Source organism: Paracoccus aerius (assembly GCF_014656455.1).
Taxonomy (GTDB): domain Bacteria; phylum Pseudomonadota; class Alphaproteobacteria; order Rhodobacterales; family Rhodobacteraceae; genus Paracoccus; species Paracoccus aerius.
Genome location: NZ_BNCL01000006.1, coordinates 129,457 through 155,271 on the forward strand (window position 1 = coordinate 129,457; position 25,815 = coordinate 155,271).

The following is a 25,815-nucleotide window of genomic DNA, read 5'->3' on the forward strand; positions in this document are numbered from 1 at the left end:
CGTCAGGCGGCCGCATCCTGCCGCGCGGTCTTGCGCCATTGTTCGGGGGTCATGCCGGACGCATCGCGAAACACGCGGATCAGGTGGGATGCGTCGCAAAAGCCCGTCTCGGCCGCAATCTGGCTGATGGTGCGGTCGGGGCGCGCCAGCAGCATCCGGACCTGCGACAGGCGGATCCGCATAAAGGCATCGGCGGGCGACATCGCCAGCGAGGCCGCGAAATGCCGTTCCAGCTTGCGGCGGCTGACCTGCAGATGGGCCGCGACCTCGGCCACCGCCGGGGGTGTATCCATGTTCTGTTGCAGCATCAGCAGCGCCCGGCGGACCAGCGGATCGTCGGTCGCCAGATCCAGCGGCAGGCCGGGCTGGGGATCGTCGGGGGCCATCGCCTCGTCGATGATCATGATATGCAGGCTTTTCTGCGCCGCCGCCCGGCCGATATGCCGGTCGATCAGGAAAGCCGCGAGATGGGCCGAACTTGCCCCGCCCGAACAGGTCAGCCGGTCGCGGTCCACGACGTAGATCTGGTCGGACACAGGGCGCAGCCCATCGAACTGTTCCAGGAAATCCTCGTGGTGAAACCAGCTGACGCAGCAGCGGTATCCGTCCATCAGGCCCGCCCGGTGCAGGATGAAGGCGCCCGTGCAGACCCCCACCAGCGGCACGCCCGCCTGGGCCGCACGGTGCAGGAAGGCGATGTAGTCAGGCTCGAGCCGCTCGATCTCGTCGATCAAGCCGCCAACGACCACGATATAGTCGAAGCGCGACGGGTCGCCCAGCTTCTCGTCCGGCGTGACGGCGATGCCGCAACTGGACTGCACCGGCTGGGACGATGGTGCCAGCACCCGCCACTGGCAGCGGATCGGGCGCGAGCGGTCGCCCTCGTCCGCGGCCAGGCGCAGGACATCGACGAAATTGGCAAAGGCCGACAGCGTGAAGCGCCGGGCGAGGACGAAGCCGACGCGCAGGCGCAGGGAATTGGCAGGGGAAACAGTCATGTCGCGCATGACGCAAATGTAACACGGTGCTGGCGCAGGGATCCAGTCGGTCCGCGTCGCTTTCTGGCACTTTGGTTCGATACCGGAATCGCCAGAAGGTCCGCCCCGCCATGACCCGCTTTTCAGCCTTTTCGCTTCTCAAGCAGGCACTCAACGGCCACAAGGGCTGGCGCGAGCAATGGCCCGACAGTCAGCCGAAGGCCGAATACGACGTGGTGATCGTCGGCGCGGGCGGGCATGGCTTGGGCGCGGCATACTACCTGGCCAAGGAACACGGCATCACCAATGTCGCCGTGATCGACAAGGGCTGGCTGGGCGGCGGCAACACGGGCCGCAACACCACGATCATCCGCTCGAACTACCTGTATGACGAAAGCGCCAAGCTTTACGACCACGCGCTTGATCTGTGGGACAACCTTTCGCAGGAACTGAACTACAACGTCATGTATTCCAAGCGCGGCGTGATGATGCTGGCGCACAACACCCATGACGTTCAGTCGTTCCAGCGTCACGTGCATTCCAACCGTCTGAACGGCGTGGACAACCGCTGGCTGACCAAGGAAGAGGCCAAGGCCTTCTGCCCGCCGCTGAACATCAGCCCCGATGCGCGCTATCCGGTGGTGGGGGCGGCCTTGCAGATGCGGGCGGGAACCGCGCGCCATGACGCCGTGGCCTGGGGCTATGCCCGCGCGGCGGCGGCGCGGGGGGTGGACATCATCCAGAACTGCGCGGTCAACGCGATCCGGCGCGGCCCGGACGGCGCGGTGATCGGCGTCGATACCGCCAAGGGCTTCATCCGCGCGCGTAAGGTCGCGGTGTCGGCCGCCGGCAACACCAGCGTCGTCATGGACAGCGCCGGGTTGCGGATGCCGCTGGAAAGCTTCCCCCTGCAGGCGCTTGTCAGCGAACCGGTGAAGCCGATCTTCCCCTGCGTGGTCATGTCGAACACCGTCCACGCCTATATCAGCCAGTCCGACAAGGGCGAACTGGTCATCGGGTCGGGCACCGACCAGTACACCAGCTATTCGCAGCGCGGCGGGCTGCCGCTGATCGAACACACCGTGGCCGCGATCTGCGAGGTCTTCCCGATCTTCACCCGGATGCGGATGCTGCGCAAATGGGGCGGCATCGTGGACGTGACCCCCGACCGATCCGCCATCCTGGGCAAGGCGCCGGTCGAGGGCCTTTATGTCAACTGCGGTTGGGGCACGGGCGGCTTCAAGGCCACGCCGGGGGCCGCGCATCTGCTGGCATACACCGTCGCGAAGGACGAACCGCACCCGCTGAACGCCCCCTTCACGCTGGAACGATTTTCCACCGGCCGGCTGATCGACGAAGCCGCCGCCGCCGCCGTCGCGCATTGAGGAACCCGCCATGCTGCTGATCCACTGCCCTTATTGCGAAGACACCCTGCCCGAACTGGAATTCACCTATGCGGGCGAGGCGCATATCGCCCGCCCCGCCGACCCATCTGCCCTGTCGGACGAGGAATGGCGCGACTATCTGTTCATCCGCACCAACGCGCGCGGCCCGCATTACGAACGCTGGCGGCATGTCGGTTGCGGGCGCTTCTTCAACGCCCTGCGCGACACGGTCAGCGATCGCTTCCTGATGACCTACAAGGCGGGCCTGCCCCGTCCCCCCCTGCCCCAGGAGACCGTCGAATGAGCCGCTATCGCATCATGGGCAAGGGCCGGGTCGATCATTCCGCGCCCGTATCCTTCACCTTCGACGGCAAGACCTACAAGGGGTTGCGTGGCGATACGGTTGCCTCGGCCCTGCTGGCCAATGGCGTTCACCTGATGGGCCGGTCCTTCAAGTATCACCGCCCGCGCGGCGCCGTCACCGCTGGGTCCGAAGAGCCGAATGCGCTGATCGGCACCTCGCGCGGGGCGGGTCGGTTCGAACCGAACACCCGCGCCACCGTCCAGGAACTGCGCGCGGGCCTGGTCACGGAAAGCCAGAACAAGTGGCCGAACCTGTCCTTCGACCTGGGCGCGATCAACGACCGGGCCTATATGCTGTTCTCGGCCGGGTTCTACTACAAGACCTTCATGTGGCCGAAATCCTTCTGGGACAAGGTCTATGAACCCGTGATCCGGGGCGCGGCGGGCCTGGGCAAGTCGCCCACGGAACCAGATCCGGACCGCTATGCCAGCCGCTATCTGCATACAGACGTGCTGGTCGTCGGCGCAGGTCCGGCGGGCATTGCCGCCGCCCTGGCCGCCGCGCAGTCGGGCGCGGATGTGACGCTGGTCGATGAGAACCCCGAAATGGGTGGATCGCTGCTGTCCGACCCCGCCGTGCAGATCGACGGCAAGCCCGCCTGGGACTGGGTGGAGGCGCAGCTTGGCCGCCTGCGGGCGGCAGGGGTGCGGCTGATGACGCGGACGACGGCCATCGGCTATTATCACCAGAACATGGTGGGTCTGTGCCAGCGGCTGACGGATCACCTGGACAACCCGCCCAAGGGCGCGCCCCGCGAACGCATGTGGCGGGTGCGCGCGGGCCAGGTCGTGCTGGCGCAGGGCGCGCTCGAAAAGCCGCTGGTCTTCGACGGCAACGACCGTCCCGGCGTGATGCTGGCCGGCGCTGCGCAGACCTATCTGCACAAGTTTGGCGTGCGCGTGGGCGACAACCCGGCGGTCGTGACCAGCCATGACAGCGCCTGGTATGCCGCCTTTGATCTGGCCGACCACGGTGCCAGGATCGCGGCCATCATCGACACGCGGGACGCGGTGCGCCCGGATCTGCTGGAGGCCGCCCGCAAGCGCGGGATCAAGGTGCTTGCCAGCCACACCGTCACAACGACTACCGGCCGCTCGCGCGTCAAATCCGTCCGTGCCGCCCTTGTTCGGGGCGACACCGTCGGAGCGGGCCATGACATCGCCTGCGATTGCCTGCTGATGTCGGGCGGCTGGACGCCCTCGCTGCACCTGTTTTCCCATACCAAGGGATCGCTGGCCTGGGACGGTCAGACCTTCCTGCCCGACCGCAAGACCGAGGATTGCGAGATTGCCGGCGCGGGGCGCGGCCTCTGGGGCTATCAGCCCGTGCTGGCCGACGGCGCGGCGGCGGGGCTGCGCGCGCTTGCAGGGTTGGGCCGCGCGGGGCATGACGCCTGCTTCACCGTCGGAAACGACCGCCCCGGCACCGGGGTCACCCATACCGAACTGCCGACCGACGGCAATGCGGGCAAGGCGCGCGCCTTCATCGACTTCCAGAACGACGTGACCGCCAAGGACATCCGCCTCGCAGTGCGCGAGGGGATGCGGTCCATCGAACACGTCAAGCGCTATACGACGAACGGCATGGCGACCGACCAGGGCAAGATGTCCAACATCAACGGCTTGATGATCGCCGCCGATGCCCTGGGCAAGGCACCGCCGCAGGTGGGGCTGACGACCTTCCGCCCGCCCTATACGCCGACCAGCTTCGGGGCCTTCTGCGGATACCTGCGGGGCGAGACCTTCCAGCTGACCCGCAAGACGCCCATCGACCCCTGGGCCGAGGCGAATGGCGCGGTCTTCGAACCCGTCGCCCAATGGCGCCGCGCCTGGTATTTCCCGAAACCGGGCGAGGATATGCACGCCGCCGTGCTGCGCGAATGCAAGGCCACGCGGGCATCCCTGGGGATCTTCGACGCGTCCACCCTTGGCAAGATCGAGGTCGCAGGCCCCGATGCGGTCGAGTTCATGAACCGCATCTACACGAACCCCTGGACCAAGCTGGCCCCCGGCCGCTGCCGCTATGGCCTGCTGCTGGGCGAGGACGGCTTCATCCGCGACGACGGCGTGATCGGGCGGCTGTCCCCCGACCTGTTCCACGTCACCACCACCACCGGCGGCGCGGCCCGCGTGCTGACGATGATGGAGGACTACCTCCAGACCGAATGGCCGGATCTGGATGTCTGGCTGACCTCGACCACGGAACAATGGGCGACGGTCGCGCTGAACGGGCCGAATGCGCTGACCATGCTGAAGCCGCTGGTCCAGGGCGTGGACTGGGACGACTTCCCGCACATGTCCTGCGGGGAATGCACGGTCGCCGGTCTGCCCGCACGCCTGTTCCGCCTGTCCTTCACCGGCGAGATCGGCTTCGAGGTCAATGTCCCCGCCCGCCACGGGTTGGCCCTGTGGACCGCGCTGATGGAGGCAGGCAAGCCCTATGACATCTGCCCCTACGGCACCGAGACGATGCACGTCCTGCGCGCCGAAAAGGGCTATATCATCGTGGGGCAAGACACCGACGGCACGGTGACGCCGGCCGATGCGGGCCTGGACTGGGCGGTCTGCAAGGCCAAGAAGGACTTCGTGGGCAAGCGGTCCTTGTCGCGTCCCGACATCGTGGCCAAGGGCCGCAAGCAGCTTGTCGGCCTGCTGACCGAGGACGGCAGCCTGCTGCAAGAGGGCGCGCAGATCGTGCTGGACCCGGACCAGCCCAAGCCCATGCGGATGGTCGGCCACGTGACGTCATCCTATCAGTCCACCATGGGCCACCCCATCGCCATGGCGGTGATCGAGGGCGGGTTCGACAAGATGGGCGAGACGGTCTTTGTGCCAATGCCGGACGGCGTGCGGAAGGCGCGCATCACCTCGACGGTGTTCTATGATCCCGAAGGCCTGCGGCTGAAGGCATAAGGAGAAGCGATGATGACCAGTCAGAAACACGATTTCGCCGCCGCCGCGATCCGTATCGAGGATGTGGCCCCAACCCTGCGCCTGTCGCTGCGGGTCAAGCCTGCCCATCGCGAAACGCTGGGCCGGGCGCTTGGGCTGGATCTGCCTACCCGCGTGGGCACCCGTGCCGCCGCGAACGGAACCGAGGCGTTGTGCCTTGGGCCCGACGAATGGCTGATCGTGGCGCCCGAGGGCACGGATCCGGCAGCGCCTGCGCGCGCCGCCTACGCGCAAGCGCCCCACAGCCTTGTGGACATCAGCGACCGGGAAATCACCCTGCGCCTGTCCGGCCCGGCCGTGCTGGACGTGCTGGCCTCCTGCTGCCCGCGCAACATCGCGGCCATGCCCGTGGGATCGGCCGTGCGCACGGTCTTCGACAGCGCCACCGTGATCCTGTGGCGCGATGGCCCGACCGATTTCCGCATGGACATCTGGCGCAGCTTTGTTCCGCATGTCTGCGCCCTGCTGGCCCAGGTGCAGGACGAGGTGATGGCAGACCTGTAGTCTGCCCCTTCTTCACGCCGGCGGGATCTCGATCATCTTGCCGCTTTGCGTGGGCGTGATCAGCGCGGACAGGTCGAAACCCTCGGCCCGCGCGGTCGCCAGGTAGTCGTCGCGCATTGCTTGCGGCAGGTCGTGGCGGCGGGCAAGCAGCCACAGGTTCCTGCGGTCGGGGGTGCCGACCAGTGAAACGCCATAGTCCTCGGCCAGGCGGATGATCCAGTAATCGCCCTTGGTGAAGGGGATCCACCGCAGGTATTCCGGCAGGAAGCTGACCGTCAGCCGTGCGTTGCTGTCATCCACCGGCTTGGCTTGGCCCAAGGCCTGCGTCGGCTTTCCTTCCTCGTCGAGGCAGCGGTTGTCCACGCGGATCGTGCCGTCCTCGTTCAGCTTGTAGGTCGCGGTGATGTCGCGCGCGCCCTCGGGTTCCCATTTCAGAGGCAGGCGGCAGATCTCGTACCAGGTGCCCACATAGCGGTCCAGATCGACACGGGCGACGGTGTGCAGGGTTTCGGACATCGGATGTTCCTTTCCTTCCGGTGCGACCCAACCATGCACGCATCGCCAGGGTTTCCTTCACGACGGTTCGGGGCTGCCCTGCAAAGGCTTGACGGTCGAGGGCCGTTCGGTCCTGATCTGCCTGTGCCGCAACGGAGAGCCCATGCCGAACCCGCGACCCGCCCTGCCCGCCAGCCTCTTCCGCTTCGTGGTAGAGAATGTCTCGGGCGTCGGGCTGGTGCTGGGGGCATTGCTGATGGCGGCCTCGCTGACGCCCAGCCTGATCCCGCGCGGCGAAGGGGTGCAAGGCGTGCTGGCCGGCGTCTGCTTCGCCGCAGGATACGGCTTGGCCGTGCTGCTGCGGTGGATCTGGGTCACGCTGGACCTTCCCCTGCTCCACGGCCGGACGGGGCGGCAGGTGCTGCTGGCCCTGGCGACGCTGGCGACGCTGATCGTGGCGTCCTTTCTGGCGCAGGCGACGGATTGGCAGAACGACGTTCGCGCGGCCATGGGGATGGCCCCCGCCCCGCCCGAACTTCCCCTCATGATCGGCACGCTGGCGTTTCTGGTGGCGGCGGCGCTGCTGATCCTGGGCAAGCTGGCGGCGCTGTTCGTGCGCCGCCTGATCGCCCGGATCGCACAGGTGATGCCGCGCCGCGCCGCGCATCTGCTGGGGCTGATCATCGGCGGCATCCTTCTGTGGTCGCTGGCCAACGGCGTTCTGTTCAGCGGCTTCATCCGCACGGCCGACAGTTCGGCCCGCGCCCTCGACGCGGTGATCCCGCCCGACATCCAGCCCCCGTCCGACCCGCTGCGCCCGGGCAGCCCCACATCCCTGGTGGCCTGGCAGGACCTGGGGCGCGAGGGGCGCAACTACGTCCACACCACGCCCACGGCCGCCGACATTGCCGCCGTCACCGGGGGCAGGACCATGCAGCCCCTGCGCGCCTATGTCGGCCTCAACGCCGCCGAGACTGCCGAGGAGCGGGCCGCCCTGGCGGTGGCTGAACTGGACCGGATCGGCGGCTTCGACCGGTCGATCCTTGTGGTGGCGATGCCGACCGGCACCGGCTGGCTTGACCCGGCGGCGGTCACGACGCTGGAATACCTGCACCGCGGCGACGTGGCGACGGTCGCCATCCAGTATTCCTACCTGCAAAGCTGGATTTCGCTGCTGGTCGAACCTGAATATTCGGCCGAGGCGGGGCGCGAGTTGTTCAGCGCCGTGTATCGCCATTGGCGGACGCTTCCCGAGGGCGAGCGGCCAGAACTGTATCTCTACGGCCTCAGCCTGGGCGCCTACAGTTCGCAACAGTCGCTGCGGCTCTACGAGATGATCGACCAGCCTTTCGCGGGCGCATTGTGGGTCGGGCCGCCCTTCGTCAGCCCCCTGTGGCAGACGCTGACGCGGGAACGCGACCCGGCCTCGCCCGAATGGCTGCCGCGCATGGACCAGGGCCAGACGGTGCGCTTCACGAACGGCCGGCAGGGCCTGTCGCCCCAGGATGTCTGGGGCGGCATCCGCATCGTCTATCTGCAATATGCCAGTGACCCGGTCGTCTTCTTCGACCCCGGTTCGGCCTGGCGCCGCCCCGACTGGATGGAGACGCCGCGCGGGCCCGATGTCTCGACCGAGCTTCGCTGGTATCCCATCGTCAGCTTCCTGCAACTTGCCTTCGACATGGCGGTGTCCCTGCATGTGCCGATGGGTCACGGGCATCTTTACGCTTATGACGACCACATCGCGCCATGGATGGCGGTGACCCAGCCTCCTGGCTGGGACGAGGCCGGTCTCGACCGGCTGCGGCGCCATTTCCAGGGCTTGCAGGCCCAACAAGGGGGCAGCGCCGACTGACCGCGGCCATTTCTGCATCATCTGCAAATCCCCTTGCGGCGGGCCGTGTCGCCGCCTAACCATGCCGGGCCAGACGGATGGTCCCAGAATGACACCTCAGAACCCGATGCAGGGCATCCTGCTGAAATGCGCCAGCGTGGCGGTGTTCACGGTCATGGCCGCGATGCTGAAGGCCACGGCGGAAACCGCCAGCGTCCCGCCGGGCCAGCAGGTGTTCTTCCGGTCGCTGTTCGCGATCCCGGTGATCGTGGCCTGGCTGGCCCTGCGCGGCGAACTGGCGGTGGGGTTCCGCACGGTGCGCCCCATGGGCCATTTCTATCGCGGCATCGTCGGCACCGTCGCCATGGGGCTGAACTTCTGGGCGCTTGCCCTGCTGCCCTTCCCCGAGGTAACGGCGATCGGCTATGCCTCGCCCCTGCTGGTCGTGATCTTCGCGGCGATGTTTCTGGGCGAGGACGTGCGCCTGTTCCGCCTGTCGATGGTGGGGCTGGGGCTGACCGGCGTCCTGATCGTGCTGTCACCGCAACTGCGGCTGAACGGCCCGGCCGATCCCTATCGGATGCTGGGCGCGGTGGCGGCCTTTGGGGGCGCGGTCATGGCGGCCCTGGCGCAACTGTTCATCCGCAAGCTGGTTCAGAACGAACGCACCTCGGCCATCGTGTTCTGGTTCTCCTTCACCTCGACCGTGCTGGGGCTGCTGACGCTGCCCTTTGGCTGGGTGATGCCCGATGCCACCACGGCCGCGCTGCTGGTGGGCAGCGGCATCCTGGGGGGCGTGGCGCAGATCCTGCTGACCTCGTCCTATCGCTATGCCGACGCGTCGCTGGTGGCGCCTTTCGATTACGTCTCGATGCTGCTTGCCATCGCCATCGGCTGGTATGTCTTCGCCGAGGCGCCGACGCCCGTCGTCCTGGCCGGGGCGGCCCTTGTGATCGGCGCGGGCATCGCGATCATCTGGCGCGAACGGCAACTGGGGCTGGAACGAAGCCGGCAGCGCAAGGCAATGACGCCGCAGGGCTGATCTGCGGTTGACGTCGCGGTCCTGCGGTTCTTAATCGGCCGGTAGCGCGAGAAGGAGGGGATCGCATGGACAGGCCGCATATCCTGCGACTGAACGAGGCCGACAACATCGTCGTGGCGATCGGCGACCTGCCCTCGGGTTCGGCGGTCGAAGGCAGCATCGCCACGACCCGCCGCATCCCGCGCGGCCACAAGATTGCCGCCCGCGCGATCCCGGCAGGCCAGCCAATCCGCAAGTTCGGCCAGATCATCGGCTTTGCCAGCACCGACATCGCGCCGGGTGACTGGGTCCACGAACAGAACGTCACTATGGGCGGCGACTTCGAACGCGACTATGCCTTCGCCTCTGAAGCCCGCCCCCATGAAAGCCTGCGCCAAGGCGAGGTTCCGGCCCATTTCCAGGGCTTCCGCCGGGGCGACGGGCGCGTGGGCACGCGCAATTACATCGGCATCCTGTCCAGCGTGAACTGCTCGGCCACGGTGGTGGATTACATCGCCGACCAGGCGATGCGGTCGGGGATGCTGGACGATTATCCCGACATCGACGGCATCGTGGCGCTGCCGCATGGGCAGGGCTGCGGCATGGCCAGCAAGGGCGAAAGCTATGACCTGCTGGCGCGCACGCAATGGGGCTATGCCAGCCACCCCAACTTCGCCGCCGTGTTGCTGGTGGGCCTGGGATGCGAGGTGTTCCAGATCGCCCGGCTGAAGGAAACCTATGGCATCGCCGAAGGGGACCACTTCCAGTCGCTGACCATCCAGGACACGGGCGGCACCCGGCGCACCATCGACGCGGGTGTGGAACGCCTGCGCGACATGCTGCCCGTGGCGGCGCGGGCGCGGCGCGAAGCGGTTCCGGCGTCCGAGCTGACGCTGGCCCTGCAATGCGGCGGTTCGGACGGCTATTCCAGCCTGACGGCCAATCCCGCGCTTGGCGTCGCGGCCGACATGCTGGTGCGCCAGGGCGGCACCGCGATCCTGTCCGAAACGCCCGAGATCTTCGGCGCCGAGCACCTGCTGACCCGCCGCGCGGAAACGCCCGAGATCGGCCGGAAGATCGTCGATCTGATCGACTGGTGGACCGACTATACCACCCGCAACGGGGGCGAGATGAACAACAACCCCTCGCCCGGCAACAAGGCCGGCGGGCTGACCACCATCCTGGAAAAGTCGCTTGGTGCGGTGGCAAAGGGCGGCACCTCGACCCTGCGCGGCGTTTACCGTTACGCCGAACGGATCGACCGCAAGGGCTTCGTCTACATGGACACGCCGGGCTATGACCCGGTGGCCGCGACGGGCCAGGTCGCGGGCGGCGCGAACATCCTATGCTTCACCACGGGGCGCGGCTCGGCCTATGGCTGCAAGCCGGTGCCGTCCATCAAGCTGGCAACGAACACGCCCTTGTTCCAGCGGATGCCGGACGACATGGACATCAACTGCGGCGACATCGTCGAGGGCGTGTCGCTGGAGGAAAAGGGCGCCGAGATCTTCGAGAACATCTTGGCCGTCGCATCTGGGCAGAAGACCAAGTCCGAGGATCTGGGCTATGGCCGCAACGAATTCGTGCCTTGGCAGATCGGGGCGGTGATGTAGCCCCGCCCCCGGTTTCGGTGTTATCATCACGGGCAAATATCGCGACAACAGGAGGGTTCGGCATGTCAGGGACGATCAGGACGACCAGGGGGCGTGGCAGGCTTTACGACAGCATCCTGGACACCGTGGGCGACACGCCGGTGATCCGCATCAACAACCTCGCCCCCGAAGGGGTGACGATCTATGTCAAGGCCGAGTTCTTCAACCCCGCCGCATCTGTCAAGGACCGCCTGGCGCTCAACATCATCGAGGCTGCGGAACGGTCCGGCGCCCTGAAGCCGGGCCAGACCGTGGTCGAGGCGACCAGCGGCAATACCGGCATCGGCCTTGCCATGGTTTGCGCGCAGAAGGGCTATCCCCTGGTGGTGACCATGGCCGAAAGCTTCTCGGTCGAACGGCGGCGGCTGATGCGGATGCTGGGCGCCAAGGTCGTGCTGACGCCCAAGGCGCAAAAGGGCACGGGCATGTACAACAAGGCGGTGGAGCTTGCGGAAAAGCACGGCTGGTTCCTGGCCCGCCAGTTCGAGACCGACGCCAATGCCGACATCCACGAGGCCACCACCGCGCAGGAGATCCTGGGCGATTTCGCGGGGCAGCGGCTGGATTACATCGTCACCGGATACGGCACCGGCGGCACCGTCAGCGGCCTGTCGCGCGTCTTGCGCCGCGAACGCCCCGAAGTGAAGATCATCCTGACCGAACCCGCCAACGCCGCTTTGGTCAGCAGCGGCACCCCGCAGGACCGCGGCCCCGACCACGCCCCTGCCGCCAGCCACCCCGCCTTCGAGCCGCATCCGATCCAGGGCTGGACCCCCGACTTCATCCCCTGGGTCCTTCAGGAAGCCCTGGACAAGAACGGCTATGACGATCTGATCCCTATTCCGGGGGCGGAAGGGATGGACTGGGCGCGCAAGCTGGCCGCGCGCGAAGGTATCCTGACCGGCGTGTCGGGCGGGTCCACCTTCGCCGTGGCGATGCGCATCGCCGAAAAGGCCGAGCCCGGCACCGTCATCCTGTCGATGATGCCCGATACCGGCGAACGCTATCTGTCCACGCCCCTGTTCGAGCCCTTCGCCGAGGACATGGACGACGAGGAACGGGCGCTGTCGGAATCCACTCCCGGATACCGGATGGGCTGACAGGCCTGCAATTTCTGCATGGCGGCTGTGCACAGATGCCGCATTGCGGCGGGGCGGTCACGGGCCCATCTTTATCCTGTCAACCAAGGACAGAAAGAGAGTTTGACCATGACCGCCCTCCGCAACGCCATGACCCGCATTCGCGCGTTCCTGGATGTGCTGGATGCCGCCGTTTCCGCCTCGGCTGCCGTGCGTTCGCACCACGCCCCTGCCCTGGCCGACCTGCGCCGCCTGGGGATCAAGCCGACCCCGGCCACCATGGACGCCCTGTCGCGCGCCTGATCGCTGCGGCTTTCCGATGATCCGGCCCGCCATTGGCGGGCCTTTTGTTTTTCTGGTCTTTCACCCGGCTGGCGATCCGGCCTATGGTCCGGCGGTTTGAAGGCCGGGGGACCAGGATGAACAGCAGCACGACGACCTTGGCAGGACGGTCCGACTTCGGCCAGGGGCTGATCTGGATGGCGCTGTCCATGACGGCCTTTATCGGCATGTCGGTCGGATCGCGGGAAATGGCCGAAACCCTGTCGATCCGGCAGGTGCTGTTCTTTCGCGCCCTTGTGGGCCTGTTCGTGATCCTGGCCCTGGGCCGCGCCCTGTTCCCCGAGGTGCGCCGCGCGGCCAAGCTGCGCCTGCATCTGGCGCGCAACGTGATCCACTTTACCGCGCAGTATTTCTGGACCATCGGCGTGGTGCTGCTGCCGCTGGCCTCGGTCTTCGCGCTGGAATTCACCATGCCGATCTGGGTGACGCTGTTCGCATGGCTGCTTCTGCGCGAAAAGCTGACCGGCCCGCGCCTGCTGGCGACGGTCGGCGGCTTTGTCGGGGTCATGGTGATCGTGCGGCCCGGCATCGGCATGGTCGATCCGGCAGCGGTCCTGGTGCTGATCGCGGCGGCGGGTTACGGGCTGTCGCTGATCCTGGTGAAACGCCTGACGCAGCACTGCTCGCCCGGCGCCATCGTGGTCTGGATGATCCTGATCCAGTTGCCCCTGGGCCTGATCGCAGCATTGACCGACTGGCGGCCCGTGGCGGTCACGGATGTTCCCTGGATGCTGGTCGCGGGCGTTGGCGCGCTTGCGGCGCATTTCTGCCAGGCTCAGGCGCTCAAGCGGCTGGACGCTTCGATCCTGATCCCCATCGACTTCCTGCGCGTGCCAATGGCGGCCGTCGTCGGGTATTACTTCTACGGCGAGGCGATCGACCTGTGGGTCTTCCTGGGCGGGGGCATCATCTTGCTGTCGAACTTCCAGGCTGTGATGGCCGAGCGTCGCAGGGCCGCCGCCGCAGTCGCGGCCCCCTGAGGGGCCGCAACCTTGTCCGATCAGAACGGGCTGTCAGGATAGTAGTAGTTCTCGGCGTTCTCGGGGGTGACCAGCACCGACCCGATGATGAAATCGCCTGAAACCGGGGCCTGCGACACCAGGCCGACGGCCGTGATCTCGATCGCGGTCGAGATCATCGAGGGCGGATAGGTCACGTTGGCGGGGATCATCGCATCGCCGTCCATGGTGCGCTTGATCATCTCCTTCATGCCCGCGCCACCCAGGACAAACTTGATGTCGTCCCGGCCCGCAGCCTCGATGGCGCCCAGGGCACCCACGGCCATGTCATCGTCGGATGCCCAGACCGCATCGATCTGCGGGTGCTTGGACAGGAAGTCCTGCATCACCGTGAAGGACTTGTCGCGGTTCCAGTCGCCATGCTCCATGCCCAGGACTTCGATGTTCTTGCCCTCGATCGCGGCCTGGAAACCTTCGACCCGTTCATTGTCGATGGTGGTCGGGATGCCGCGCAGCACGACGATCTTGCCGCCTTCGGGCAGAGCGCTTGCCATGAACTCGCCCGAGACACGACCGAAGCCGGGGTTGTCGCCCGCGACATACAGATCCTCGATCCCCTCCTGGGACAGGCCGCGGTCCACGACCGTGATCCAGGCGCCGGATGCCTTGACGTTCTGGACCGGGCCGGTCAGCGGCTCGGATTCGAAGGGCAGGACGACAAGCGCGTCGATGTTGCGGGTGGCAACCATGTCCTCGATGTCATTGACCTGCTTGGCGGGGTCGGATGCCGTCGCCAGCACGAAGTCGAGCTGCGGATAGGTTTCCTCCAGCCGGTCCACCGTGGCCTGCGCGAAATAGTTCATGCCGCCCGCCCAGCCATGGGTCGCCGCGGGGATCGACACGCCGATCACCTTGGTTTCCCCGTCCTGCGCCCAGGCCGGCGCGGCCAATGCGGCGGCGATGGCCAGTCCCGATACGAAATGCTTCATGTCTTTCCTCCCATGTGAACCCGGCTCAGGTGCGGGCTTTGCCTTCGCGCTGCAAGACAACAGCGAGAACGATGATGGCCCCCTGAATGGCACCGTTCAGGTAGGGCGATACGAAATCCGTCAGGTTCAGCAGGTTGCCGATCAGCGTCAGGATCAGCACGCCGATGACCGTGCCCCAGACGCGCCCGAAGCCGCCCTTGAGCACGGTGCCGCCGATGATCACGGCTGCGATGGCTTCCAGTTCCCACAGCATCCCGGTGGCCGATGATGCGGAACCAAGGCGCGGCACATACATGATGGTGGCAATGCCCACCAAAAGGCCAAGCGCGGCATATGTCATCAGCCGCACCCGGTCCACGCGAACGGATGAATATTTGGCGACCTGCTCGTTCGATCCGATGGCCGCGCAATAGCGGCCAAAGGCGGTCGAGCGCATGACGATCTCTCCGATCACCACAACCACCGCAAAGACGATGATCGGCCAGGTGATGCCGAAGATGCCGCCGTAATAGACCGGCTGGTAAAGGCTGCGCAGCCCGAAATCCAGCGACAGGGTGCCGCCGTCGGCCAGCCAGGTGACAAGGCTGCGATAGATGCCCATGGACCCCAGCGTGACGATGAAGGCCTCGATCCCTAGCCGGGTGATCAGGATGCCGTTCAGCAGCCCCGCCGCCAAGCCCGCCAGCAGCGCCACGGCCATGCCGACCAGGATCACCGGGATCCCCGCGCCCATCGATGGGATCAGGCTGTTCATCACCAAGATCATCAGCCCGGCGATGAAGGCTGCCATTGACCCGACCGACAGGTCCAGCCCGCCAGCCGTGATCACGAAGGTCATGCCCACGGCGATGATGCCGATAAAGGCCGAGCGGGCGAGGACGTTCGTCACGTTGTCCCAGCCCAGGAAGTTGGGGTTCATCAGCGCACCGGCGATGACCAGCAGGACCAGGGCCAGGATCGGCCCGATCACGGTCATGCGGAGGCGGCGGGGTGAGGCGGCAACGGCTGCGTCGCTCATGCGGGTTCCTTCAAGGGGGTGGGGGTCACGCCCATGGCAAGGCGGACAATGGCATCTTCGGTCGCGTCGCCGTCCAGTTCGCCGGTGATGCGGCCGTGGCGCATGACCAGGATACGGTCGGAAAGCCCGATCACCTCCTGCATTTCCGAGGATATGACGACAATCGCGCGGCCTTCGGCGGCAAGGCGGCGGATCAGGACATACATCTGCTGCTTGGTGCCGATGTCGATGCCGCGCGTCGGTTCGTCGATGATGATGATCTGCGGATCGGCCAGCATGGTCTTGGCGAACAGCAGCTTCTGCTGGTTGCCGCCCGACAGGTTGCCGACCATCGCGCCACGATGGCCGCGGATGTCGAAATCCGTGATGGCTTGGTCAAGGGCACGTTCCTCGGCCCCCGTGTCCAGCAGGCCCCGGTCGAACTTCGACAGCGCCTGCAGCGTCAGGTTTTCCCGCAACCCCTTGCCCAGCAGCAGTCCGCGGGTCTTGCGATCCTCGGTCAGGTAGCACAGGCCAAGCGTTTGCGCCTGCCAGGGATGATCGATGCGGGCCGGTTGGCCAAAGACCCGCACCTCGCCCGTGGCAGGGCGCAGGCCGCACAACCCCTCGAAGGTTTCGGTCCGGCCCGAGCCGATCAGGCCCGCAACGCCCAGGACTTCGCCGCGCCGCAAGGTGAAGCCGATGTCGCGGGAAAAACCCGGCACCGACAGGCCACGAACCTCCAACGCGACTTCGCCGGGTGTTGCGGCCTTGACGGGAAACAGATCCGACATCTCGCGCCCGACCATGGCGTTCGCCATGCTGTGCTGGTCCATCTGCGCGGCCTCGCCGGTCCAGACCACGCGCCCGTCGCGCATGATGGTCAGGTCGTCGGCGATCTCCTCGACCTCGTCCAGCTTGTGCGAGGTGAACAGCACCGCCGTTCCCGCCTCGCGCAGCGCGCGGACCTGGCGCAGCAGGATCGCGGTTTCCGCCCGCGTCAGCACGGCGGTCGGTTCGTCCATGACAAGCACGCGGGTCTCGCGCAGCAGGGCCTTGGCGATCTCGACCATCTGCTTGTCGCTGTTGGACAGCGTGGACACGACCTGGTCGGGCGAGACGCGGCATTCCAGCCGGTCCAGCAGTTCCCGCGTCCGCGCCCGCATCGCGGGCTTGTCCAGGAAAGGCCCGCGCTTCAACTCGCGGCCCAGGAAGATGTTCTGTTCCACCGTCAACTGTTCGGCCAGATTGAATTCCTGGTGGATCATCGAGATCCCCAGGTCCTCGGCCGCGCCCATGTTGGCAAAGGTGACAGGCTGGCCATCCAGCAGCACCTGCCCCGATGACGGCGGCTGATAGCCGGTCATGATCTTCATGGTGGTGGACTTGCCCGCGCCGTTTTCGCCGATCAGCGCATGGACCTGGCCGGGGCGCAGGGCGATATCGACGCCGTGCAGCACCTCGATCGGGCCGAAGCTGCGGGAAACATTGCGCAGGGCAAGAACGGTCACGGCGTCACCCATGCCGCATCCTCGCGGGCGGACCGGACGCAGGCGTCGATGAAGCGCATTCCCGCCAGCCCCTCCTCCAGCCCAGGCAGGATATCCAGCACCGGGTCGCGTTGCCCGGCTTGCGCCGCCCGGATCGCCTGCGCCGCCCCGGCATAGATGTTGGCGAAGCCTTCAAGATAGCCCTCGGGGTGGCCGCCCGGCGTGCGGCTGACGGCATTGGCTGCATCCGTCGCCCCTGCCCCGCGCCGCGTCAGCAGGCGCTTGGGCTCGCCAAAGGGCGTGAACCACAGATAGTTCGGATCCTCCTGCGCCCATTCAAGGCCGCCCTTCTCGCCATAGACGCGCAGGCGCAGGCCGTTTTCATTGCCCGGCGCGACCTGCGAACACCACAGCATCCCCCGCGCCCCGCCGCCGAAGCGCAGCATGACATGGGCATTGTCGTCCACCCGCCGCCCAGGCACAAAGCTTTGCAGATCGGCGGAAAGTTTTTCCACCGTCAGCCCGGTGACGAAGCAGGCCAAGTTATAGGCATGGGTGCCGATATCGCCGATGGATCCCCCTGCCCCGCTGCGTTCGGGATCAGTGCGCCATTCGGCCTGCTTGTTGGTGCCGGTGGTTTCAGATGCCTCGGTCAGCCAGTCCTGCGCGTATTCGACCTGGACCACGCGGACCTGTCCCAGATCGCCCGCCTCGATCATCGCGCGGGCCTGCCGGATCATCGGATAGCCGGTATAGTTGTGGGTCAGGATGAACAGGGCGTCCGACTGCCGGATCGCGGCTTCAAGTTCCTGCGCCTGCGCCATCGTGGCGGTCAGGGGCTTGTCACAGATCACATGGATGCCGCGCCTCAGGAAGGCCGCGGCGGCAGGCCCATGGACATGGTTCGGGGTGACGATGGCTACGGCCTCGATTCCGCCTTCCCGGTTGGCCTCGGCCTCGGCCATCTCCTCGAAGCTGCCATAGCAGCGGTCGGGGTCCAGCCCCAGGGCCGCGCCGCTGTCGCGCGACTTTTCCGGCGTCGAGGACAGCGCCCCCGCCACAAGGTCGAACTCTCCGTCGATGCGGGCGGCGATGCGGTGGACCGCGCCGATAAAGGCGTCCTTGCCGCCGCCGACCATGCCAAGCCTGATGCGCGTCATTCCGAAATCCCCAGCATGCGGCGGTTCGCGGCATCGTCCGTGCCGCCATCCGCGAAATCGTCAAAGGCCTTTTCCGTCACGCGGATGATGTGGCTGCGGACGAACTCGGCCCCTTCCCGCGCCCCGTCCTCGGGATGCTTGAGGCAGCATTCCCATTCGACCACGGCCCAACCGTCAAAGTCATTGGCCGTCATCTTGGAAAAGACCGCGCCGAAGTCGACCTGCCCGTCGCCCAGGCTGCGGAAGCGTCCGGCCCGGTTGACCCATGGCTGGAAGCCGCCATAGACGCCCTTGCGCCCTGTCGGGTTGAACTCGGCATCCTTGACGTGGAACATCCGGATGCGGTCCTTGTAGATGTCGATATTGTCCAGGTAATCAAGGCATTGCAGGACATAGTGCGACGGGTCGTACAGCATGTTCGCCCGCGCGTGGCCGTTCACGCGGTCCAGGAACATCTCGAAGCTGTCGCCGTCGTGCAGATCCTCGCCCGGATGGATCTCATAGCAGATGTCCACGCCGCAATCCTCGGCATGGTCCAAGATCGGGCGCCAGCGGCGGGCCAGTTCGTCGAAGGCCGCTTCCACCAGGCCTGCCGGGCGCTGCGGCCAGGGATAGACGAAGGGCCAGGCAAGCGCGCCGGAAAAGCTGGCCATTGCGGTCAGGCCCAGGTTGCGGCTGGCGGTCAGGGCCATCCTGACCTGATCGACCGCCCATTCCTGCCGCGCCTTGGGATTGCCGCGCATGGCGGACACGGTGAAGCCGTCGAAGGCCTCGTCATATGCCGGGTGGACGGCGACGAGCTGGCCCTGCAGGTGGGTCGAAAGCTCGGTGATCTGGACGCCGTTGGCCTGGGCCACTCCGGCGATATCCTCGCAATAGGACTTGCTGTCCGCGGCCTTTGCCAGATCGAACAGCCGCCCGTCCCAGCTTGGGACCTGCACGCCTGCATAGCCGCAATCGGCCGCCCATCTGGTGATGCTGTCCCAGGAATCGAAGGGCGCCTGATCGCCCGCGAACTGCGCCAGGAACAGCGCCGGGCCCTTGATGGTCTTCATGGTCTTTTCCCCTCAGACATACCGGTTGACCAGGTTTTCAAGCATCTCTTGCCGCCCAGAAACGGGCTGCGGATCAAGCCCGGCCGCCACCGCCTTGTCGGCGATCCCCTCCAGCGTCGCGCCGGGTTCCAGCATCGCCTGCGCGTCCGGGCGCTGCCATCCGGCGTAGCGGTCGCGGCGCGCGGATTCGAGCCGGTCCTCTTGAAGCATCCGGGCCGCCGCCTTCAGGCCCCGCGCGCAGACATCCATCGCGCCGGCATGGGCCATCACCAGATCGATGGGGTCCAATGACTGGCGGCGGATCTTGGCGTCGAAATTGGTGCCGCCGGTTGTGAAGCCGCCACCGCGCAGAACCTCGTAATAGGCCAGGGCCACTTCGGGCACGCTGTTGGGGAACTGGTCGGTGTCCCAGCCAGACTGCTGGTCGTTGCGGTTCATGTCGATCGACCCGAAGATGCCAAGCGCATTGGCAAGCGCGATCTCGTGTTCGAAGCTGTGGCCCGCCAGGATCGCGTGGCCCTGCTCGATATTGACCTTCACTTCCTTTTCCAGCCCATAGCGCGACAGGAAGCCGTAAACCGTCGCCACGTCGAAATCATACTGGTGCTTGGTCGGTTCCTGCGGCTTGGGTTCGATCAGGATGGTGCCCTTGAAGCCGATCTTGTGCTTGTAATCGACCACCATCGACAGGAAGCGGCCCATCTGATCCAGCTCGCGCCCGAGGTCGGTGTTCAGCAGGGTTTCATAGCCCTCGCGCCCGCCCCACAACACGTAGTTTTCGCCGCCAAGCCGGTGCGTCACGTCCAGGCAGTCGCGCACGGTCGCGGCGGCATAGGCGAAGACATCCGGGTCGGGGTTGGTCGCGGCGCCTGCCATGTAGCGGCGGTTGGTGAACAGGTTCGCGGTGCCCCACAACAGGCGCGGCCCGCCATCCGCCATCTTCGCGGCCATCAGGTCGGCGATGCGGTTCAGCCGGTCGCGGCTTTCGCCCAGGCTGGCGCCTTCGGGCCGCACGTCGTGATCGTGGAAGCAGAAGAAGGGCGCGCCCAGGATGCGGAAGAAGTCGAAGGCGGCATCGACGCGCGCCTCGGCCTGTTCCATCGTGTCGGCGGGAAACCAGGGCCGGTCGAAGGTCCGCCCGCCGAAGGGATCGCCGCCTTCCCAGCCGAAGCTGTGCCAATAGGCCACGGCGAAGCGCAGGTGATCCTCCATCCGCTTGCCCATGACCCTTTCGTCCGGGTCATAGTGGCAGAAGGCGGGGCCTTCGGCCTCGGCGTCGAAGGCAAGGCGGGGGATGGAATCGAAATAGCCGGTCATGCGGGATCCTCGGGGAGGTTTTCCTTGAAGAAGATGGCGGGCGTGATCGTCACCCCCGCCGGCGTCTCGCCATCGGCAATGGCCTTCATCGCGTCCAGGGCCGAGGCAACCTCCTCGGCCGGCTTCTGGTCGATCACCACGTCGATCAGATCGTCCTGAAGGGCTGCGCGGGAATGAGGGGTCAGTTCGTGAAGCACGACGAAGGGGCGGCTGCTGCCCAGGCTTCGCATCAGGGGGATCAGCCCGCGATTGCCTGCGCCGATGGAATAGATGCCGGTGATCCTGGGGTCTTCCCGCAGCGCCCGGCCCAGCAGGTCGCGCATCTGGTCGGCGTTGTCCGCGACTTCGATCGGGGGCAAAAGGCTTGCCTGTCCCAAGGACTCGGCCACGCCGGCAAGACGGTCGCGGTGATCGCGCAACGAGGCCGATCCCAGCACGGGAAGCACGCGGACAGGCCGGCCCCGGTGGGCGATCCGGTGAAGGCGCCCGGCCGTGCGCCCTGCCACGACGTTGTCGATGCCGATATAGGCGCGGCGCGAACCGGGAATGTCGGACACAAGCGTCACGACCGGCACATTGCCCGCCGCAAGCCCGGCAATCGCCGGGGTCAGCCTGTCCGTTCCCGCGCCCACGATGACGGCGCAGTCGCAATCCTGGGGCAGCGGCGCAGCAGAACCGTCGCAGATCTCGATGGTGACGCGCTGTCCTGCCCGCGCCTCGGCCTCGGCCAGGAAAGCGCGGCGGATCGAGGAAAAGAAGCCGTGATCCCCCTGCGGCACGCAAACCGCAAAGCGATAGCTGCGCCGGCGCGACAGGTTGGCCGCCATCATGTCGCGACGATAACCCAGATCCTCGATGGCCTGGCGGACCCGCTCGATCGACTTCGACGCCACGCCGCCGCGTCCGTTCAGAACGCGGTCGGCAGTCGAATAGCTGACCCCGGCGACCCGCGCCACGTCATGCAGCGTCGGATTTCCCATAAGACATTGTTCTCCCCCAGGGGAAAGATCGGGCAGAAAATGACAGACGTCAATCATTTTCTTCGGCGGCTTACCTTTTCATCGCCGCAACTTCGGGCGCAGGGGACGCAATTGTTCTGCGCAAGGATCATGAACTTCCCGTGCTCACGTTGCGTTCTATAGGATGACAAATGCACCGCTTGCGAATAGCTTACCCCGACGACGAGAACCCGCTTAAATCCAGGGCCGAATGAGCAGACCTTCCGAAGACCGCCGTATCGACAACGAGATCCATCGATCCAAGGCGGGCTCCGATCCGTTCGCGGCGGCCATGCGGGCCACACGGATGCCGATGCTCATCACAGACCCCCGCCAGCCGGACAATCCGATCGTCTTCGTCAACGACGCCTTCGGACGATTGACCGGCTACACGCGCGAGGAAACGCTGGGCCGCAACTGCCGCTTCCTGCAAGGCCCTGGCACCAATGCCGAGGATATCGACCGGATCCGGCAGGCGATCGCGGATCTTGTGCCGATCGAGGTCGAGTTGCTGAACTACAAGAAGGACGGCAGCATCTTCTGGAACAGGGTGCTGGTGTCCCCGGTCTTCGACGGCGGCGATGTGACCTATTTCTTCGCCTCGCAACTGGACGTGACCAAGGACAAGCTGGGCGATCCGGCCCGCGACGGAAACAGCGACAGCGAGATGAAGCGCCGCATCGCGGATCTTTCCGCGGCCGAGGAGCGCCTGCAGTTCACCCTCAAGGCAGGCGGCCTTGGCACCTGGACGCTGGACGTTCCTACCCAGCGGCTTGTGGTATCACCCCTGTGCAAGGCCAATTTCGGCCGCGGACCTTCCGACGACTTCAGCTATCGCGACCTGCTGGATGCCATCCATCCGGACGATTTCGACCGGTGGCAAAGGACGCTGGCGGCGGCTTACGAGGGGGATGGAGAGTTCAACATCGAATACCGCATCAACCTGCCCGACGGGTCGATTCGGTGGGTCGAGATCCGTGCGCAGACCCGGTTCGACGAACACCACCGCCCCCTGACGATGAGCGGGATTTCATCGGACGTCACCGACCGCAAAGAAGCCGAAGCCTACCGGATGCTGGTGACCCAGGAGATGAGCCACCGGATCAAGAACACGCTTGCCACCGTCCAGGCCATCGTCAGCCAGTCGCTGCGCGCGGACCTGCCCGCCAGCCAGATGCGGCAGGTCGTCGCCAAGCGGATCGAGGCGCTTGGCGGTGCCCACGACATCCTGACCGGCAAGGACTGGGACGTGGCCGGTCTGCGCCAGACGGTGGACCGTGCGGTCAGGCCCTTCAACGCTGACGGCCGGATCCATCATTTCGGCCCCGATCTCGAGATCAGCCACGGCGTCAGCAGTGCCCTGACCCTGGCCCTGCACGAGCTTGCCACCAATGCGGTCAAATATGGGGCGCTGTCCGGCGACAGCGGGCGGGTCAGGATCGAATGGAACATCGAGAAAAGCCAGTTCGTCCTGACTTGGGACGAGATCGGCGGCCCTCCTGTCACCGCTCCAACCCGCACCGGCTTTGGCAGCCGGATGATCGAGAAGGCCCTGTCCGCCACCGTCAACGGCACTGCCGAGGTCGAGTATCGTCCGGGGGGCATCCATTTCGAGCTGCGGGCAGACTGGGACGACCTGACCGGCTTCGTGGCGAAGTAACCCGCCGCGGACAGGCCCGCGGCGCCAAGGTCATTCTGCAGCAGGCGGGCGACCCGCCCCTGCAATGTCGCAGGCGGTCAGGAACATCACGTCGATGCCACGGCCAAGCTGATCGTAATCCGTCCATTCCTGTGGCGCGTGCGAGATGCCGTCACGGCTGGGCACGAAGACCAGGCCCGTCGGCGCAAAATCGGCAAAGATCATGGCGTCATGGCCGGCCCCGCTGACCATCGTGCGGCTTTGCAGGCCCAGGCTGTCGGCGTTGCGCGACAGCGCGGCGTGCAGGTCGGCCGACAATGGCGTCGGGCTGACCAGCAACTGCTGTTCGACCGTCACCGCCAGACCGTTGCCGCCTGCCTGTTCGATCACCGCGCGGGTCTGGGCGATCAGGTCGGTGACAACCTGTTCGGCGGGCGCGCGGATGTCCACGGTGAAGGTCACCAGGTCGGGGATCACGTTGGCGCCGCCCGGCAGCACCTCGAGCTTGCCGACGGTCAGGACGGCGTCGCCCCCGATCCGCCGGGCCAGGTCGGGCAGGTGCGACAGAGCCGTGACCGCACCCACCAGGGCGTCGCGACGGTTTGCCATGGGCGTTGTCCCGGCATGGCCCGCCTGGCCGCGGAAGGTGGCCTTCAGCTGCGACAGGCCGACGATACGGTCCACGATCGCCACATCCTGCCCGTTCGCCTCCAGCACCGGACCCTGTTCGATATGCAGTTCCAAAAACGCGTGGATCGCGCCCGGCGCCAGCCGCGCGCGATGCGCCTGCGCCGGGTCCAAGCCATAGGCGGCCAAGGCCTCGGCCGCCGTGACCCCTGCGCCATCTGCGATCTCGCGCAGTTGCGCCGTATCCATCTTGCCCGTCAGGATGCGAGAGGCCATCAGCCCGCCGCCGAAACGCGCGCCTTCCTCCTCGATCATGGCGATGACCTCGACCGGGCGGTCGGGGGTCAGGCCGTGCTGGCGGAACAGGTGTGCCACCTCGATCCCCGCGACCACACCCGCCGGGCCGTCGAAGCGCCCGCCGTTCGGGACGGAATCGAAATGCGATCCGATCAGGACCGGGGCCAGCGTCGGGTCGCGGCCTTCCAGCCGCCCCCACAGGTTGCCCACCGCGTCCTCGCGCACGGTCATGCCCGCATCCTCCATCCGGGCGCGCAGCCAGTCGCTGGCCGCCCGGAACTCGGGGCTGTAGGTCAGGCGCGTGGTGCCGTTGCCCGGCGTCGCGTTGAAGCGGTCCAGCCCTTCGATTAGCGCCTCGATGCGCTTGGGATCGGCATAGTTCATCACAGCAGCCCCACGAAGATGCCGGCCAGGACGACCGAGACCATGGTCACGGTCACGAAGCCCGCGACCAGCATCGGCGGCAGCATGTGGGCGGTCAGCACCTCGCGTTCGGCCGGATCGTCGGACAGGCTGTTCACCACCTCGTTCGTGATGATGTAGTCGGCCGGAAAGCCGTAAAGCGCGGTCAGCGCGCAGGCGAATGCCATCGCGGGGGTGAAGCCAAGCAGCCGCCCGGCGATCCAGGATGCCAGATACATGCCCGCGACGCCGATGCCGATAATGACGACCAGCGGCCAGGCCAGTTCGCCCAGCATGTCGGGAGTGGCGCGCTTCAGCCCGTCGAAGATGAACACCATCAGGATCAGGATGGTGAAGCCGAAGGCATTGGCCGACCGCAGCGGCTGGCGTTCCAGGAACCCCGCCGAGGTCGCGATGACGCCGAAGACAAGGCACAGCACGAAGGGGCTGACCTCGAACACCGGCTTCAGCAGTTCCGCAATGCCCCAGGCCAGAAGGGCGACCAGACCAAGGCGCAGGAACTTGAAGTAGTAGCTGTTATAGGCCGGGGGCATGGCCGCGAACATGCGCGGGGGTGCGGCGTCCTCGGCATGGCTGCCGGTGTCCATGGGCGCGCGCGACTGCCAATTGCCCGCCCGGTGCAGCGCCAGGACCCTGCGCCCTTCGCGCTTCAGCATCACGGCGGTCAGCGGATAGCCGACAAAGCCCTGCATCACATAGATCAGGATCGCCAGCACCGACAGGCTGGCCAGCCCCGCATCCGCCGCAGCCTGCGACATGATCAGCGAGGCGACGACGCCCCCCACCAGCGGCGGGGTCGCCACGATCACGGTCTGGTAGTCTAGAACCAGGACACCCAGCGTCAGCAACGCCGCAATGATGCCGCCGATCCCAGCCAGCGATACCACCACCGTGCGCCATTGGCGCGACAGTTCCGCAAAGGACAGCAGCGTGCCCATGTTGGTGATCAGCAGATACATCGCGAGAAAGACGATTGGCGTCTGGAAGCCCGCAAGGGCCACGATGTCCTGCGGGAAGAAGGTCCAGTAGCCCAGCATGAACAGGATGGCGCAGACGAAGACCGAGGGCAGCCATGACTTCGTCCGGGTCGAGATCGCGTCGCCGATGAACAGGATCAGGGCGATGATCGAAAAGGCAAGCAGTTGCGGCATAGGATGGGTCCTGAATATCCGGGCGCCGTGCAGCACGCCCGGAAGGGACAATTGATCCAAATGGATGTAAACTGCAATCGCGGAACCATCCCCGTGCAAGGAGAAGGCG

General features: G+C 66.4%; 22 protein-coding genes. 11 read left to right on the forward strand and 11 right to left on the reverse strand.

The genetic code is table 11. The features are described from left to right. Positions 1–2 precede the first annotated feature (2 nt). Positions 3–998 (reverse strand): GlxA family transcriptional regulator, encoded by a 996-nt coding sequence (locus IE224_RS09420; RefSeq protein ID WP_191309766.1) that lies wholly within the window; start codon positions 996–998, stop codon positions 3–5. A gap of 110 nt (positions 999–1,108) precedes the next feature. Between IE224_RS09420 and IE224_RS09425 the strand changes: the two genes are divergently transcribed. The 4 genes from IE224_RS09425 to IE224_RS09440 are packed head-to-tail and all read left to right on the forward strand — an operon-like array spanning position 1,109 to position 6,181. Then, positions 1,109–2,362 carry a sarcosine oxidase subunit beta family protein gene (locus IE224_RS09425; protein ID WP_191309768.1) on the forward strand — a complete coding sequence of 418 codons (1,254 nt, stop codon included), beginning with the start codon at positions 1,109–1,111 and terminating at the stop codon, positions 2,360–2,362. A gap of 10 nt (positions 2,363–2,372) precedes the next feature. After that, the gene (locus IE224_RS09430) at positions 2,373–2,666 is read left to right on the forward strand and encodes a sarcosine oxidase subunit delta (RefSeq protein WP_191309771.1); all 294 of its coding nucleotides are present in this window, start codon (positions 2,373–2,375) and stop codon (positions 2,664–2,666) included. Next, positions 2,663–5,638, forward strand: a complete 2,976-nt coding sequence (locus IE224_RS09435) for a sarcosine oxidase subunit alpha (RefSeq protein ID WP_191309773.1) — start codon at positions 2,663–2,665, stop codon at positions 5,636–5,638. The genes IE224_RS09430 and IE224_RS09435 overlap by 4 nt, the downstream gene beginning before the upstream one ends. A gap of 9 nt (positions 5,639–5,647) precedes the next feature. Beyond that, on the forward strand, positions 5,648–6,181 hold the full coding sequence (locus IE224_RS09440) for a sarcosine oxidase subunit gamma (RefSeq protein WP_229849309.1): 534 nt from the start codon (positions 5,648–5,650) through the stop codon (positions 6,179–6,181). A 12-nt stretch (positions 6,182–6,193) separates the two neighbouring features. On the opposite strand, the gene IE224_RS09445 is transcribed toward IE224_RS09440, so the two are convergent. Beyond that, the gene (locus IE224_RS09445) at positions 6,194–6,697 is read right to left on the reverse strand and encodes a lipocalin family protein (protein WP_191309775.1); all 504 of its coding nucleotides are present in this window, start codon (positions 6,695–6,697) and stop codon (positions 6,194–6,196) included. A gap of 142 nt (positions 6,698–6,839) precedes the next feature. Here IE224_RS09445 and IE224_RS09450 point away from each other — a divergent pair, with 142 nt between their 5' ends. The 6 genes from IE224_RS09450 (at position 6,840) to IE224_RS09475 (ending at position 13,584) form a co-directional block, all read left to right on the forward strand. Beyond that, on the forward strand, positions 6,840–8,531 hold the full coding sequence (locus IE224_RS09450) for an alpha/beta hydrolase (protein ID WP_191309778.1): 1,692 nt from the start codon (positions 6,840–6,842) through the stop codon (positions 8,529–8,531). Between the two features lie 88 nt (positions 8,532–8,619). Further along, complete coding sequence (locus IE224_RS09455; RefSeq protein ID WP_167624075.1) at positions 8,620–9,552, forward strand: DMT family transporter; 933 nt, start codon at positions 8,620–8,622, stop codon at positions 9,550–9,552. 65 nt (positions 9,553–9,617) lie between these two features. Next, positions 9,618–11,144, forward strand: coding sequence for a UxaA family hydrolase (locus IE224_RS09460; RefSeq protein WP_191309780.1), 1,527 nt, complete (start codon positions 9,618–9,620; stop codon positions 11,142–11,144). Positions 11,145–11,206: 62 nt separating this feature from the next. Beyond that, positions 11,207–12,283, forward strand: a complete 1,077-nt coding sequence (locus IE224_RS09465) for a PLP-dependent cysteine synthase family protein (protein ID WP_191309783.1) — start codon at positions 11,207–11,209, stop codon at positions 12,281–12,283. A gap of 108 nt (positions 12,284–12,391) precedes the next feature. After that, positions 12,392–12,565 (forward strand): hypothetical protein, encoded by a 174-nt coding sequence (locus tag IE224_RS09470; RefSeq protein WP_191309786.1) that lies wholly within the window; start codon positions 12,392–12,394, stop codon positions 12,563–12,565. 116 nt (positions 12,566–12,681) lie between these two features. Next, positions 12,682–13,584: a DMT family transporter gene (locus tag IE224_RS09475; protein WP_202380167.1), complete on the forward strand. Its 903-nt coding sequence runs from the start codon at positions 12,682–12,684 to the stop codon at positions 13,582–13,584. Positions 13,585–13,604: 20 nt separating this feature from the next. Here IE224_RS09475 and IE224_RS09480 read toward each other — a convergent pair whose 3' ends face one another. Genes IE224_RS09480 through IE224_RS09510 form a run of 7 tightly spaced genes read right to left on the reverse strand, consistent with a single transcriptional unit; the run spans position 13,605 to position 21,551 of the window. Continuing rightward, entirely contained in the window at positions 13,605–14,552 is a 948-nt protein-coding gene (locus IE224_RS09480; RefSeq protein WP_191309789.1) for an ABC transporter substrate-binding protein, read from the reverse strand. 25 nt (positions 14,553–14,577) lie between these two features. Then, on the reverse strand, positions 14,578–15,570 hold the full coding sequence (locus tag IE224_RS09485; RefSeq protein ID WP_167624079.1) for an ABC transporter permease: 993 nt from the start codon (positions 15,568–15,570) through the stop codon (positions 14,578–14,580). Then, entirely contained in the window at positions 15,567–17,072 is a 1,506-nt protein-coding gene (locus tag IE224_RS09490; RefSeq protein WP_191309791.1) for a sugar ABC transporter ATP-binding protein, read from the reverse strand. Before IE224_RS09490 ends, IE224_RS09485 begins: the two co-directional genes overlap by 4 nt. Then, complete coding sequence (locus tag IE224_RS09495; protein WP_202380168.1) at positions 17,057–18,199, reverse strand: Gfo/Idh/MocA family protein; 1,143 nt, start codon at positions 18,197–18,199, stop codon at positions 17,057–17,059. Before IE224_RS09495 ends, IE224_RS09490 begins: the two co-directional genes overlap by 16 nt. Continuing rightward, positions 18,196–19,254, reverse strand: a complete 1,059-nt coding sequence (locus IE224_RS09500) for a sugar phosphate isomerase/epimerase family protein (RefSeq protein WP_191309794.1) — start codon at positions 19,252–19,254, stop codon at positions 18,196–18,198. Before IE224_RS09500 ends, IE224_RS09495 begins: the two co-directional genes overlap by 4 nt. A gap of 12 nt (positions 19,255–19,266) precedes the next feature. Then, positions 19,267–20,571 (reverse strand): xylose isomerase, encoded by a 1,305-nt coding sequence (gene xylA, locus IE224_RS09505; protein WP_191309796.1) that lies wholly within the window; start codon positions 20,569–20,571, stop codon positions 19,267–19,269. Further along, a complete protein-coding gene (locus tag IE224_RS09510; protein WP_191309798.1) occupies positions 20,568–21,551 on the reverse strand; it encodes a LacI family DNA-binding transcriptional regulator in 984 nt (327 codons plus the stop codon). The genes xylA and IE224_RS09510 overlap by 4 nt, the downstream gene beginning before the upstream one ends. 229 nt (positions 21,552–21,780) lie before the next feature. Between IE224_RS09510 and IE224_RS09515 the strand changes: the two genes are divergently transcribed. Continuing rightward, on the forward strand, positions 21,781–23,229 hold the full coding sequence (locus IE224_RS09515; protein ID WP_167624084.1) for a PAS domain-containing protein: 1,449 nt from the start codon (positions 21,781–21,783) through the stop codon (positions 23,227–23,229). Between the two features lie 30 nt (positions 23,230–23,259). Here IE224_RS09515 and IE224_RS09520 read toward each other — a convergent pair whose 3' ends face one another. Beyond that, positions 23,260–24,516 carry a Zn-dependent hydrolase gene (locus IE224_RS09520; RefSeq protein WP_191309800.1) on the reverse strand — a complete coding sequence of 419 codons (1,257 nt, stop codon included), beginning with the start codon at positions 24,514–24,516 and terminating at the stop codon, positions 23,260–23,262. After that, positions 24,516–25,706 (reverse strand): hypothetical protein, encoded by a 1,191-nt coding sequence (locus IE224_RS09525; RefSeq protein ID WP_191309803.1) that lies wholly within the window; start codon positions 25,704–25,706, stop codon positions 24,516–24,518. Before IE224_RS09525 ends, IE224_RS09520 begins: the two co-directional genes overlap by 1 nt. Positions 25,707–25,815 lie beyond the last annotated feature (109 nt).